This is a genomic window from Pantoea sp. SS70 (assembly GCF_029866845.1).
In the GTDB taxonomy this organism is placed as follows: Bacteria; Pseudomonadota; Gammaproteobacteria; order Enterobacterales; family Enterobacteriaceae; genus Pantoea; species Pantoea leporis.
On sequence record NZ_CP117199.1, the window covers coordinates 2,732,840 to 2,746,452 of the forward strand.

Consider the following 13,613-nt stretch of genomic DNA (forward strand, 5'->3'; position numbering starts at 1 on the left):
TCTGCCCCTCGCTGGAGTGCCTGGGGCGAACACTGACAAGGATGTCGATGAAACACTCAACCTTCTCTTTTTATGTTGTTGCGCTGGGTGCCGGTTTAAGCGGCGCCCTGTTCATTCCGACGCTCAGCTTATTTCTAGCCAGTGAACTTAACGTGGCAGCCTGGAAAATCGGCGCCTTCTACAGCGTTAATGCGCTCAGCAGTATTGCGATGAGCTTACTGATTGCCCGTTATTCAGATCGTGTCACGCAGCGTCGCCCGCTACTGCTCTTGTGCTTATTCGCACAGGCGCTCAATGCGCTGCTGTTTATCTTCTGCCGCGATTATCTGCTGTTAATTTCGCTCGGTTCGCTGCTCAATGCTTGCGGCAGTGCGGCGATACCGCAACTGTTCGCGCTGGCACGGCAAACCCGCAGTGACAATGCTTTCAGCGCCATTTTACGCGCGCAATTTTCGCTGGCGTGGGTATTCGGCCCACCGCTGGCATTCTGGATTGTTCAGTTGGCCGGCTTCACCTGGCTGTATGCCGTCATGTTCGTGCTGTTACTGAGCGTGACGCTGCTGGCTGTCACCTTGCCGCCTGGCGAGCGGATAGCCAGCGCTGCTCCTGCAAAGCAACCGGACCGGCAGCCGCTGGGGCACAACCTTTGCTTCCTGATGTTTGCCACCTTACTGGTATGGAGCTGCAGCGCACTCTATCTGATTGCGTTTCCTTTGCATCTGGCAGAGCAGCCAAGCTTGTCTGCCGACTGGAGTGGCGTGCTTTTTGGCCTCGCCGCGGCGCTGGAAATACCGATCATGCTGCTCAGCGCCAGCATGCTCAAACGCTGGGGTAAGAAAACGCAAATGCAGGCAGCCATGCTGTGCGGCATGATGTTTTATGTGGGAATTTACTTCAGTCAAAGTTTTATCCCACTGATGTTACTGCAAATTTTCAATGCCATTTTCATCGCTATCATCGCTACCGTTGGCATGTTCTGGTTTCAGGATTTACTGCAACATCGTCAGGGAATGGCGGCCACGCTGTATACCAATTCGATGTCCATCGGCGTGCTGCTGGCTGGCGTTTTACAGGGAATTATCACCACCGTCTCACCGCTGGCCATCTGGCCGGCAGCCTGTGTGCTGTTGGTGATGTCATTACTACTGATAACAAAGGTCGACAATGTTTAAACACCCTCATTCGTCGCGCACCGCTGCGCGCAACAAAACACATGGAGTGTACGTAAATGAATGTCTTAATTACTGGCGGTGCGGGCTATATTGGCTCACACATTGCCCTTAGCCTGCTGCAGAAAAACCATCGTGTGATCGTGCTGGATAATTTGTGTAATAGCTCACCGCTGGCCTTAACGCGTGTCGAAGCGTTAAGCGGAAAGAAAATGACGTTTCATCAGGGCGATATTCGCCGCCGCGCCGATCTAAATCTGGTATTTAGCCATCAGCCGATTGATGCGGTTATTCATATGGCTGGGCTGAAATCGGTAAATGAATCGCTGCAGAAACCGGTGAAGTATTATCAAAACAATATTGCCGGAACGCTAATGCTGCTGGAAACCATGAAGCAGCATCAGGTGAAAAAACTTATTTTCAGCTCATCCGCCACGGTTTATGGCATTCCGGTAAAGATTCCGCTGTGTGAGAACTGTGATACCGGCAATACCACCAACCCTTATGGCGCCTCCAAATATATGGTGGAGAAGATCATGGGTGAAGTGGTTGATGCACAACCTGAGTTAGCCATTACCGCACTGCGCTATTTCAATCCCGCCGGCGCGCATCCCTCCGGCCAGATTGGTGAACATCCTGAAGGGATTCCCAACAATTTGCTGCCCTATCTGTTTCAGGTTGCCAATGGACTAAGAAGCCATCTGCCGGTATTTGGTGATGACTATGCAACGCCCGACGGCACCGGCGTGCGCGACTACATCCACGTGATGGATTTAGCCGAAGGTCATATTCAGGCGCTAAATCATCTCAAACCGGGCTATCGCCATTACAACCTGGGTACCGGACAAGGCTACTCGGTGCTGGAAATCGTGCAGATGTTTGAACAAGTGAGCGGTCGATGCGTGCCGCTCGATATGCGCCCGCGTCGTCCCGGCGATGTCGCCATCTGCTTATCCGATCCCGGTCAGGCGAAAAAAGAACTGGGCTGGCAAGCAACTCGCGGCCTCGAAGACATGCTGCGCGACGCATGGCGCTGGCATACGCAGAATCCGCAAGGCTATGTTGCTCAACCAGCCGGGAGCGAAATCTGATGATGACGCGCGAAACGTTTTTACCTCACTACGAACGCCAACTCGCCGCGCTTAAAAAGCGCTTTACCTATCCCGCGACAGCAGACTGGCAACAAGCATTACGGCAGTTTAAACAGTGGCAAGTGGAACATCAGCCGCACGAGGTGTGCGTTGCGGAACTCTCTTCGATGTTCGCGGTGCCCACCAGCCGACTGACAGGTAATGAATGCACGCTCCATCGCGTCTGGCTCGGCGGACCATCACCACTCAACGTCAACCGCACAATCGCCCAATGGCAACACGCGATAGAAGCCAGTCGCAGTGATTTCCGGCAAACGCTATGGGTGTGGAATGCACAGCAGCTGGCGGCAGAGGATCGCTTCGTCGCTCAGCAGGGAAATAGCCCCTTTCATGCTGGCACGCTGTTTCTGCCTGATGCGCTGGTGCAGGTCAACAGCCTGAGCGCACTGATGCAGTCATTTGATGGCGCCCTGATCGATGTGCTGCAGCAACTGCATGATAAGCGCTATTACGCTACGCTCTCTGACTTCTTCCGCCTGGCGATTCTCAATCGGTGCGGCGGCGTTTATATGGATGCCGATACACTTCCCGCTCAGCCTGCGACGCTGTTTCTCTGTCATCCTGAACTGCCTGATTTTACGGCAGAACAGCAGCAAATAAATTGGCTGAATCTCTTCACCGATGAAACCGGCATGATCATCAGTCATCAAAACAATCCGGTGTTGCAGAATTTACAACGGCAGCTCAGTGCGGTGTATCGCGGCTGGCCTCAGCCAATTCCAGCAAAAACGCCGGAAAGCGAACGCGCCATCTTCGAACCTTTTTACCAGTTATGGTGCGAGCAATTGCAGGTCACGCAGCTCAGCCATCAGGATTTCAGCCGGTTTGCCGTATGGGGTTTTGATGTTCAGCAGCATCGCGTGAGCGGGATTAAAGGCATGCGCCTGACTGAGGATATTCTCAGCGGTGAACGTCGCCCGCTGAGTGGTGAAGAGCAGCAGCATTATCAGCATACGATTACTCAGCTAGCACAACGCGACTGGCAATTAAGCGATCCTCTGCAGTTAGGTGAACTGGTACCTTTGCTTTCTGAATGCGATATCCTGCAAATTGCTTATGCGCCGCAGCTGCGTGCTGAAATTCCCTATTATCACTATTACGGCGTGCTCTCTCAGGATCCGCAACTGGATAAAGTGAATGCATTATTCAGCGATTTTTTAATTGCGCTTACCGCAAAGAATATTAAAGCAGGTGATTTCTGGCAGCCGATTGATGGTCAGAAAGTGTCGCCACTGATCTTCAAACCGGGAAGTATTACAGACAAGCAAGAACAGCTCGCGATGGCGAAATTAATTTTCACCACCAGCTATCTGGAATACTGCTCGGTCGATAATATTTATGCCACTGATATAACCACCCTACAGCAGCGGCAAAATATCCAGCCTTTCCTGCAACAGATTGCCGTGATTTATAATCCGCAGGGAAAAATGGTGGGTTTCGTTAACGCTGCGCCGATTCAGGATTACGATCACATCAAGGTGCAATATGGCTATCGTCAGGAGGTTTTTCCACTGGATGTGGCTTACGACAGTTTCGTGAATCAGCATCGCCAGCCGGACGATTTCTTCATTTGCAGCGTGGCGCTGCAGCCCGAGGAACAGGGAAAAGGCTATTTCAATCAAATTTTGTCAAAGCTTAAGGATCAAGCCAAACAGCAAAAAATGCGCCGCATCACCTTATGCGTCTGGCAATCGAACCCGGCAGCTATGATCTATCGCAAGAAAGGTTTTAAGGTGGTGAGCAGAATGAAACAGGAGGTTGCACGGTTTAGTGATGAAATCGTGTTTATGGCGCTAATGCTGTAATCCTTCCGCGATCAAATAATCCGGTGCGAATCTATTTTTATTCGCACCGGAAGCAACAGAAGCGCGGTGAAATAAGCAAAGTTTTAATCACCTTGATACTTATCAAATTTATTAGGCCAGAAAACGGGCCTAATTGCGCTCCGGATTTGAAGATAAACACCGCCCCCTCCATTCCGGTAGCGATAATGAAATTAAAATTCTTCAGCTTTATTCCGCATGCACACAAATGGCATAACATCCGTATTTCCCGCAAAGGCGCTATTTCTCCCACCGGGCGAGCCTACTTCTCAACTCATGTTGAAGCACAATGTAAAGGCTGTGGCGAACGGCTGCATAAAATCTATTACCGCGATATTAGCGATGCGCAAGCCATACGCTGGTTAGGCTAATCATTGTTTTTTTTAATAAAAAAAAGCCCCGCAACATGCGTTGCAGGGCTATTGCGTGGCTATCGCAAAACTTATTCAGCCGGTTTGGTGCGAATCAGATAATCAAAGGCGCTGAGTGAGGCTTTCGCGCCTTCACCGCTGGCGATGATGATCTGCTTGTACGGCACCGTGGTGCAGTCGCCTGCGGCAAACACGCCTTTCAGGCTGGTTTCGCACTTGGCATCAATGATGATTTCGCCCATCTTGTTGCGCTCAACCGCACCTTCCAGGAAGGTGGTGTTCGGCAGCAAACCAATCTGCACGAAGATGCCGCTCAGCGCGATTTCGTGGCTGCTCTGGTTGTTACGGTCAATGTAGGTCAGGCTGGTGACTTTGCTGCCGTCGCCTTTCACCTCGGTGGTCTGTGCGTTCAGAATCACATCGACGTTTTTCAGGCTGCGCAGTTTGTCCTGCAGCACTTTGTCGGCGCGCATTTCGCTGGCAAATTCCAGCAGCGTCACGTGCTCAACAATACCGGCCAAATCGATTGCCGCTTCAACGCCTGAGTTACCGCCGCCGATCACCGCGGTGCGTTTGCCTTTAAACAGCGGGCCGTCGCAGTGCGGACAATAAGTTACGCCCTTGGTGCGATACTGCTCTTCGCCCGGTACGCCCATGTTGCGCCAGCGTGCGCCGGTAGCAATGATGATGCTGCGGGATTTCAGTACTGCGCCAGATGCGGTTTCAATTGCGTGCAGACCGCCCTCTTTCGCCGCAGGAATCAGCTTGATGGCGCTCTGTGTATCAATCACATCAACATCGTAATCATCAACGTGGGCACGCAGAGAACCGGCCAGCTTCGCGCCTTCGGTTTTCGGTACGGAGATGTAGTTTTCAATGTCTACGGTATCCAGCACCTGACCACCGAAACGCTCGCCCATCAGGCCAGTACGGATGCCTTTACGTGCCGAGTAGATGGCCGCTGCTGCGCCCGCCGGGCCGCTGCCGACGATCAGCACTTCGTAGGCTTCACGTTTGTTCAGCTCTTCCGCCGCGCGCTTGTCGGCGTTGGTGTCCACTTTACCGACGATTTCCGCCAGGCTCAGACGGCCCTGACCGAACTCTTTACCGTTGAGGAATACCGCCGGCACGCCCATCACGTTGCGCTCGGTGATTTCGTTCTGGAACATACCGCCGTCAATCGCGGTATGGCTGATACGCGGGTTCAGCACCGCCATCAGGTTCAGCGCCTGTACCACGTCAGGACAGTTGTGGCACGACAGGGAATAATAAGTTTCGAAGTGGAAGTCGCCTTCCAAAGCCACAACCTGATCCAGCAGGCTCTGCGCTTCTTTCGAAGGGTGTCCACCGGTTTGCAGCAGGGCTAAAACCAGTGAAGTAAATTCGTGACCCATTGGCGAACCGGCAAAGCGCGGACCGCTCTGGCTGCCTGGGTTAGTGATCAGGAAAGAGGGTTTACGCACCGGACGATCGTTCTCTTCGCGGAAGCTGACTTTGTCTGACAAGCCCGCGATATCGGCCAACAGAGAGCGAATCTCTGCCGATTTGGCGCCATCATCCAATGTGGCAATCAACTCAACCGGTTTCGTTAGTTTCTCAAGGTAAGCCTTGAGTTGGGATTTTAAATTGGTGTCGAGCATAGTGAGTTCCTGTCATGAAAATCGGGTGCCGTAGCACCCGATAGAGAAAGATCGAATGGCAGCTAACTTAGATTTTGCCAACCAGGTCCAGTGATGGAGCCAGAGTTGCTTCGCCTTCTTTCCATTTTGCCGGGCAAACTTCACCTGGGTGAGAAGCAACGTACTGAGCGGCTTTCACTTTGCGGATCAGGTCAGATGCGTCACGGCCAATGCCTTCTGCAGTGATTTCGATCGCCTGGATGATGCCTTGCGGGTCAACGATGAAGGTACCGCGGTCTGCCAGACCTTCGTCTTCGCGCATGATTTCGAAGTTACGGGTCAGCGCGCCAGTTGGGTCACCGATCATCGCGTATTTGATTTTCGCGATGGTGTCAGAAGAACCGTGCCAGGCTTTGTGGGTAAAGTGCGTGTCAGTAGAAACAGAGTAGATATCTACACCCAGTTTCTGGAACTCTTCGTGATGGTCTGCAACGTCACCCAGTTCGGTTGGGCATACGAAGGTGAAGTCAGCCGGGTAGAAGAAGAAAACACTCCATTTACCTTCAACGTCTTTCTCGGTGACTTCGATGAATTCGCCGTTTTTGAACGCTGCGTTTTTAAATGGTTTGATCTTGGTATTAATGATGGACATGGTGACCTCCGTTAAAAGATGTGATGCAGGCTACAGAATTTTCGGGCCAACTTCTAATATGCAGACGTTATCAATCAGATAACCAAAAGCTATCAAAGCGCCGACACCAGATTTCATGCGGCTCGCGGAGGCATTCTACACAAAAAGGGCGCGGTTCTGTCAGGCTTTATCTTTTTGCGGTGAAACTGCTACTTTTATTCAAATACCTAACTGACGGAGCAAATAGGTGCACATACGTTTTTTTGACGAAGCCGATCGACCTTTTCTGCGCACACTGTATCTTGCCGCGCGACGCCATAACTGGACGTGGCTGGATGGCGATGATTGGCAGTTAGAAGATTTCGATGCGGTGATTTTGGGCGAAACCGTGCTGGTCGCTGAACTGAATGGGCATCGCGTAGGGTTTGCGGCGGTGCTGGATAATGACAACTTCCTGCATAGCCTGTATGTCGACCCCGATGCGCAGGGACAAGGCGTGGGCAGCGCGCTGTTAGAAAAAGTGCAATCGCGATTTAGCTCGACGGGCGCCTTGAAATGCCTGCAACAGAATCAGGCGGCGATGGATTTCTATCTCAAACACGGCTGGCGGCGCGAAGCGGTTGGCGAGAGCGAGCAGGGAAAATATGTGCTGATGCATTTTCCGCTGGCGACGCGCACCAGCGGAAATGGACGCCGTTAAACGGCGCGGAACGCGATATCGCCAGGGATAATTTCTCTCTGCCAATAGAGCTGCGCCGCAACGCGACCCGCCAGCTGGCGGTAGAGCGCGGTGAAATCACTTTCCGGACGGCGCACCACGGTCGGTTCGCCATCATCCAGATCTTCACGCAGCGTAATGTGCAGCGGCAACTGGGCCAGCAAACGGGTGCTGTAATCTTCCACTAGCTTCTGCGCACCGCCGGTGCCGAAAATCGGCTCATGATGTCCGCATTGGCTACAAATGTGCATGCTCATATTCTCGATCACACCCAGCACCGGCACGCTTACTTTCTCGAACATCACCATCCCTTTACGCGCGTCAATCAAGGCGATGTCCTGCGGCGTGGTGACCACCAGCGCGCCGGTCACCGGCACGTTTTGCGCCAGCGTCAGCTGAATATCGCCGGTACCTGGCGGCATATCGAGGATCAGATAATCGAGATCCGGCCACAGGGTTTCGTTGAGCAACTGCATCAGGGCTTTGCTGGCCATTGGACCGCGCCACACCATGGCGTTGTCGTCGGTGACCAGATAACCAATCGAATTGGTTGCCAGGCCGTGCGCCATTATCGGTGCCATGTGCGTGCCATCCGGCGAGGTGGGACGCTGATTTTCGGTGCCGAGCATGTTGGGGATCGACGGACCGTAAATATCCGCATCGAGAATCCCCACGCGCGCCCCTTCGGCGATCAGCGCCAGCGCCATGTTCACAGCGGTGCTGGATTTGCCCACGCCACCTTTGCCGGAACTGACGGCGATGATGTTCTTCACACCGGTTGCGCCCGGATGGTTTTTCACCCGCTTCAGCGTGGCGATGTCGTGGCGCAGTCGCCAGTCAATGGCGCTGGCGTCCGTCAGGCGCAACAGTTCGGCGCTGGTTTGCGCTTTCAGCTCTTCAAAAGCGCTGGCCCACGCGAACGGCATCACCAGCTCGATATGCAGCTTGTCATCCAGCAGCGCGACATGGCGCAGGGCTTTCAGCGTGGTCAGGTTATGTTGCAGCGTCGGATGTTCAAAGTCACTCAACACGCCGATAACCAATGCTCGCAGCGCCTCAGGTGAATGATGTTGCTGGGATTGTGAAGTCATCCCCTCTCCTTGTTTATTCATCACGCCAGATTGCGGCGGTGTCTGTTCAATAATATCAGATAGGCGCTAAAAGTGACGTGGATGTCCAGCTGTGTTTACGCCAGAGGGTGCTTCGGTTAACATCTAACACCGATTTTTCTTCAACGGAACGCTACGCAAACATGACTCAAGTCGCTAAAAAAATTCTGGTAACGTGCGCACTGCCGTACGCAAACGGTTCAATCCATCTCGGTCACATGCTTGAACACATTCAGGCTGACATTTGGGTCCGTTACCAGCGAATGCGTGGCAACCAGGTTCACTTTATCTGTGCAGACGACGCTCACGGCACGCCTATCATGCTGAAAGCTCAGCAGCTTGGCATCGCGCCGGAGCAGATGATCGCGGAGATGAAGCAGGAGCACGAAACGGATTTTGCTGGCTTCAATATCAGCTACGACAACTATCACTCGACGCACGGTGACGAAAACCGTCAGCTGTCCGAGCTGATTTATGGTCGCCTGAAAGAGAACGGCTTCATTAAAAACCGCACTATTTCGCAGCTGTACGATCCTGAGAAAGGCATGTTCCTGCCGGACCGTTTCGTCAAAGGCACCTGCCCGAAATGTAAGTCACCGGATCAATATGGCGATAACTGCGAAGTGTGCAGCGCGACCTACAGCCCAACCGAGCTGATCGACCCGAAATCAGTGGTCTCAGGCGCGACGCCGGTGCTGCGCGATTCCGAGCACTTCTTCTTTGATCTGCCCTCTTTCAGCGCGATGCTGCAAGCGTGGACGCGTTCAGGCGCACTGCAAGAGCAGGTGGCTAACAAGATGCAAGAGTGGTTCGAGTCTGGCTTGCAGCAGTGGGATATCTCCCGCGATGCGCCTTACTTCGGCTTCGAAATCCCTGGCGCGCCGGGCAAATACTTCTACGTCTGGCTGGATGCGCCAATCGGTTACATGGGTTCATTCAAAAACCTGTGCGACAAACGCGGCGATATCGATTTCGACGAGTTCTGGAAGAAAGATTCCACTACTGAGCTGTATCACTTCATCGGTAAAGACATCGTCTATTTCCACAGCCTGTTCTGGCCAGCGATGCTTGAAGGCAGCAACTTCCGCAAGCCAACCAATCTGTTCGTACACGGTTATGTGACGGTGAACGGCGCGAAGATGTCTAAATCGCGCGGCACCTTTATTAAAGCCAGCACCTGGTTGCAGCATCTGGATGCCGATAGCCTGCGTTATTACTACGCAGCCAAGCTCTCTTCACGCATCGACGACATCGACCTGAATCTGGAAGATTTCGTGCAGCGCGTGAATGCAGACGTGGTGAACAAAGTGGTGAACCTGGCGTCACGTAATGCCGGCTTCCTGACTAAACGCTTTGGCGGCAAGCTGGCGAGTGAACTGGCCGATCCCGCGCTGTATCAAACCTTTGTGGAGGCCTCAGAGAAGATTGGCGAAGCCTGGGCCAGCCGCGAATATAACCGCGCTATCCGTGAAATCATGGCGCTGGCCGATCTGGCCAACCGCTATGTCGATGAGCAGGCACCTTGGGTGGTAGCAAAGCAAGAAGGCCGCGATGCCGACCTGCAGGCGATTTGCTCCATGGGCATTAACCTGTTCCGCGTCTTGATGACCTGGCTGAAGCCAGTGCTGCCATCTTTGAGCGAGCGTGCCGAAGCCTTCCTGCAGAGCGAGCTGAGCTGGGATGCAATTACCCAACCGCTGCTGGATCATGAAGTGGCGCCGTTCAAAGCGCTGTATGGCCGTATCGAAATGACCAAAGTTGATGCACTGATTGAGGCCTCGAAAGAAGATGCGGCGGCGGCGAATAAGCCTGCAGCAACTGGTCCGCTGGCTGATGCGCCAATTGGCGACACCATCACCATTGATGATTTTGCCAAGGTCGACATGCGCGTGGCGCTGATCGAGAAAGCGGAGCTGGTTGAGGGTTCTGACAAGCTGCTGCGTCTGGAGCTGGATTTGGGTGGTGAGAAGCGTCAGATTTTCTCTGGCATTCGCGCTGCGTATCCGGATCCGTCGGTGCTGGTCGGCAAGATGACCATCATCGTCGCCAACCTCGCGCCGCGTAAAATGCGCTTCGGTATTTCCGAAGGTATGGTGCTGTCAGCGGGTCCGGGCGGCAAAGACCTGTTTGTGCTGTCCGTTGATAGCGGCGCAGTACCGGGCATGCCGGTTAAGTAACGAATTTCGTTGCCCTCACCCTAACCCTCTCCCGCGCGCGGGAGAGGGAACCGTTCAAAGCAGCCATTTAATTTTTCACTCCACTTTATGCTAGCCTGCTCCACCTAACCATTCCCTCGCCCGCTGCGGGAGAGGGCTAGGGTGAGGGCCCAGGCAACATCAACTGCCGATATATCTCCTCCATCACCGCATCAAACTCTTCGAAAACCTGATGATTCCAGAATCTAATCACTCTCCAGCCACCTCGCTCTAAAAAAGCCGTTCGTTGTTGATCATAAATCTTCGCTTCATCTTCGTTATGCTGCCCGCCGTCTAGCTCAACTATCACCCTCCTTTCAATACAGGCGAAATCCACGATATAACCGCCAATCGGATGCTGACGCCGAAACTTCACTCCGCATAAATTCCGATTACGTAAAAAACGCCACAAAAGATGCTCCGCTTCAGGCATTGCCTGGCGCAGTTGTCGCCGCCGCGTAATCGCTTTCATCATCGCCTCCCTTTCGCGATATCGGCTTACCCACGCCATGTTTGCAGGAGGAAAATAACGCGATGAAAAAGCTGGAATCTGCATTCCAATGTGATCGCTAGCACGCTAATCGCTTAATGCGTATGATAAAGCGCTACGAAAACAGGAGCCTGACATGCCTGCCGTTCTCTCTGCTTGTTGGCGCTATGTGCGCGCCTTCGTCATCATCTATGCGGCGCTTTACGCTGGAATGGGGATTTCTGCCCTGCTCCCAATAACCATTCCCGGCAGTATCATCGGCATGCTGCTGCTATTCCTGCTGCTGGGTCTGCAAATCATGCCGGTTGAGTGGGTGAAACCCGGATGCCATTTACTGATTCGCTATATGGCACTGCTGTTTGTGCCGATTAGCGTTGGTGTAATGGGCTATACCGATATTCTCACCGCGCAGTTTGGGCCGATTGTGGTGTCATGCATTGTCAGTACTTTTATGGTGCTGCTGATTGTCGGGCTCAGCGCAGAGCGCCTGCAGCGCCCGCAGGAGAAGCCGAATGAGTGATGCATGGTGGTCGCTGCCGCTGACGGTGATCGCCTATTTCCTGGCGCGTAAACTGGCGGCGAAAATCAATATCTCCATCGTTAATCCATTGTTAGTGGCGATGGCGATTGTCATTCCGATTCTGCTGCTGACTCACCTGCCATACACGCGCTATTTTGCCGGCAGCAGCCTGCTCAATCAGTTGCTGCAACCGGCAGTCGTAGCGCTGGCGTTGCCGCTGTATGAGCAGATGCATCAGATTCGCGCGCGCTGGAAAACCATCATCAGCGTCTGCTTCATCGGCAGCATCACGGCAATGGTATCGGGCACCGCGATTGCGCTGTGGATGGGCGCAACGCCGGAAATCGCCGCCACCATCATGCCGAAATCTGTCACCACGCCGATTGCGATGGCGGTCTCCGCATCGCTGCACGGTATTCCTGCCATCAGCGCCATCTGCGTGCTTATCGCCGGTGTGCTGGGTGCGGTGTTTGGCCATATGCTGCTCAATCTGTTTAAGGTGAAAAACAAATCCTCGCGCGGGTTAGCAATTGGTAACGCATCGCACGCGTTAGGTACCGCGCGCGCAGCCGAGATCGATTACCAGGAAGGCGCGTTCAGCTCCCTTGCGCTGGTGATTTGCGGCATCATCACCTCGTTACTGGCGCCGCTGCTTTTTCCGCTATTAATGCATTGGTGGGGCTAAAACTTGCGAGAGATCTCGCAAAGTTGAAACAACCCAATCAGCTTGCATTGTCAGAGCGACTTGGATCACATATAAAACGTCAGGCGGCGCATCGCCGCTAACGCGTAACTGAGGCCATCACATCATGCATTCACGATTCCTTACTGCTTTTTCCGCCCTGCCCGCTGCGCTGCAAGCTGCGATTCAGCCGCTGCTGGATGCGCCGGATTTCCATGGCGTATTGCGTCCGCAGGATGTCGCGCAACTGAAACAGCTTACCGGTCTGGATGATGATGCGCTGGCGCTGGAACTGCTGCCGCTGGCGGCGAGCTGCGCCGTGGCAACCGTGTCTCATTTTAATGTCGGCGCGATTTCGCGCGGCGTCAGCGGCCATTGGTACTTCGGCGCCAACATGGAGTTCCTGCATACCCCGCTGCAGCAGACGGTACACGCCGAGCAGAGCGCCATTACGCACGCCTGGCTGCGCGGTGAAGAGAAGCTGGCGGCGATTACCGTTAACTACACGCCGTGCGGACATTGCCGTCAGTTTATGAACGAGCTGAACAGCGGCACGGCGATTCGCATCAGCCTGCCGGGACGCGCGGTTAGCACGCTGGGCGACTATCTGCCGGATGCGTTTGGCCCTGCCGATCTGAATATCACCGAACGTCTTCTAACGCCGGTCGATCATGGTTTTGCGGTTGCGGGCGATGCATTGCAACAGGCCGCCATTACCGCCGCCAATCACAGTCACGCGCCTTACAGCCAGAGTTACAGCGGCGTGGCGCTGCGCAGCCAGAGCGGCAAGGTCTTTACCGGTCGCTATGCGGAAAACGCCGCCTTCAACCCCAGCTTGCCGCCGCTGCAGGCTGCACTGATTTTGATGAACATGAGCAACGAAGCGCTGGAGACAATTCAGCAAGCGGTTTTGGCGGAATGTCAGGACAGCACGCTGAGTCAGCTTGACGCGACCCGCGCGACGCTTAAGGCGTTAGGATGTGAGGATTTCTCACTTACTTTAGTTTCGAAAACATCAGTTTAGTGATCCTTTTACCGCTTTTGTGACCTCCTGTTAACAAAAGCTGTACATCTGCAGGAATTTTCATAGGATCGGGCGCCAGAACCTCTTCACTTCAAGATGGACTGGCGTTAC

Annotated in this window: 13 protein-coding genes; 9 read left to right on the plus strand and 4 right to left on the minus strand. The window is 53.8% G+C overall.

From position 1 onward, the window contains the following. The first annotated feature begins 47 nt into the window (after positions 1 to 47). The 4 genes from PO881_RS12635 (at position 48) to PO881_RS12650 (ending at position 4,514) form a co-directional block, all read left to right on the plus strand. On the plus strand, positions 48 to 1,172 hold the full coding sequence (locus PO881_RS12635) for a sugar efflux transporter (RefSeq protein WP_280171877.1): 1,125 nt from the start codon (positions 48 to 50) through the stop codon (positions 1,170 to 1,172). 56 nt (positions 1,173 to 1,228) lie between these two features. Then, positions 1,229 to 2,260, plus strand: a complete 1,032-nt coding sequence (gene galE, locus PO881_RS12640) for a UDP-glucose 4-epimerase GalE (RefSeq protein WP_280171878.1) — start codon at positions 1,229 to 1,231, stop codon at positions 2,258 to 2,260. Further along, entirely contained in the window at positions 2,260 to 4,125 is a 1,866-nt protein-coding gene (locus tag PO881_RS12645; RefSeq protein ID WP_280171879.1) for a GNAT family N-acetyltransferase, read from the plus strand. Before galE ends, PO881_RS12645 begins: the two co-directional genes overlap by 1 nt. Before the next feature lie 185 nt (positions 4,126 to 4,310). After that, positions 4,311 to 4,514 (plus strand): hypothetical protein, encoded by a 204-nt coding sequence (locus tag PO881_RS12650; protein ID WP_101763330.1) that lies wholly within the window; start codon positions 4,311 to 4,313, stop codon positions 4,512 to 4,514. 71 nt (positions 4,515 to 4,585) lie between these two features. Here the strand turns inward: PO881_RS12650 and ahpF are convergent, their stop codons facing one another. Together ahpF and ahpC are read right to left on the minus strand one after the other, a co-directional pair. Continuing rightward, positions 4,586 to 6,154: an alkyl hydroperoxide reductase subunit F gene (gene ahpF, locus PO881_RS12655; protein ID WP_192233344.1), complete on the minus strand. Its 1,569-nt coding sequence runs from the start codon at positions 6,152 to 6,154 to the stop codon at positions 4,586 to 4,588. 67 nt (positions 6,155 to 6,221) lie between these two features. Continuing rightward, the gene (gene ahpC / locus PO881_RS12660) at positions 6,222 to 6,785 is read right to left on the minus strand and encodes an alkyl hydroperoxide reductase subunit C (RefSeq protein ID WP_101763328.1); all 564 of its coding nucleotides are present in this window, start codon (positions 6,783 to 6,785) and stop codon (positions 6,222 to 6,224) included. A 226-nt stretch (positions 6,786 to 7,011) separates the two neighbouring features. Between ahpC and PO881_RS12665 the strand changes: the two genes are divergently transcribed. After that, complete coding sequence (locus tag PO881_RS12665) at positions 7,012 to 7,464, plus strand: GNAT family N-acetyltransferase (protein ID WP_137386156.1); 453 nt, start codon at positions 7,012 to 7,014, stop codon at positions 7,462 to 7,464. On the opposite strand, the gene apbC is transcribed toward PO881_RS12665, so the two are convergent. Continuing rightward, positions 7,461 to 8,573: an iron-sulfur cluster carrier protein ApbC gene (gene apbC / locus PO881_RS12670; RefSeq protein WP_280171880.1), complete on the minus strand. Its 1,113-nt coding sequence runs from the start codon at positions 8,571 to 8,573 to the stop codon at positions 7,461 to 7,463. The genes PO881_RS12665 and apbC overlap by 4 nt on opposite strands. 161 nt (positions 8,574 to 8,734) lie before the next feature. Between apbC and metG the strand changes: the two genes are divergently transcribed. After that, positions 8,735 to 10,768 carry a methionine--tRNA ligase gene (metG, locus tag PO881_RS12675; RefSeq protein ID WP_210081971.1) on the plus strand — a complete coding sequence of 678 codons (2,034 nt, stop codon included), beginning with the start codon at positions 8,735 to 8,737 and terminating at the stop codon, positions 10,766 to 10,768. Positions 10,769 to 10,904: 136 nt separating this feature from the next. On the opposite strand, the gene PO881_RS12680 is transcribed toward metG, so the two are convergent. Then, complete coding sequence (locus PO881_RS12680; RefSeq protein WP_192411507.1) at positions 10,905 to 11,261, minus strand: DUF559 domain-containing protein; 357 nt, start codon at positions 11,259 to 11,261, stop codon at positions 10,905 to 10,907. A gap of 151 nt (positions 11,262 to 11,412) precedes the next feature. On the opposite strand from PO881_RS12680, the gene PO881_RS12685 reads away from it, so the two are divergent. The 3 genes from PO881_RS12685 to cdd all read left to right on the plus strand — a co-directional run bounded on the left by PO881_RS12685 (position 11,413) and on the right by cdd (position 13,502). Continuing rightward, on the plus strand, positions 11,413 to 11,796 hold the full coding sequence (locus PO881_RS12685; RefSeq protein WP_192411506.1) for a CidA/LrgA family protein: 384 nt from the start codon (positions 11,413 to 11,415) through the stop codon (positions 11,794 to 11,796). After that, a complete protein-coding gene (locus tag PO881_RS12690; RefSeq protein ID WP_101763323.1) occupies positions 11,789 to 12,481 on the plus strand; it encodes a CidB/LrgB family autolysis modulator in 693 nt (230 codons plus the stop codon). Before PO881_RS12685 ends, PO881_RS12690 begins: the two co-directional genes overlap by 8 nt. Before the next feature lie 124 nt (positions 12,482 to 12,605). Next, positions 12,606 to 13,502 (plus strand): cytidine deaminase, encoded by an 897-nt coding sequence (gene cdd, locus PO881_RS12695; RefSeq protein ID WP_222184719.1) that lies wholly within the window; start codon positions 12,606 to 12,608, stop codon positions 13,500 to 13,502. The last annotated feature ends 111 nt before the right edge of the window (positions 13,503 to 13,613 follow it).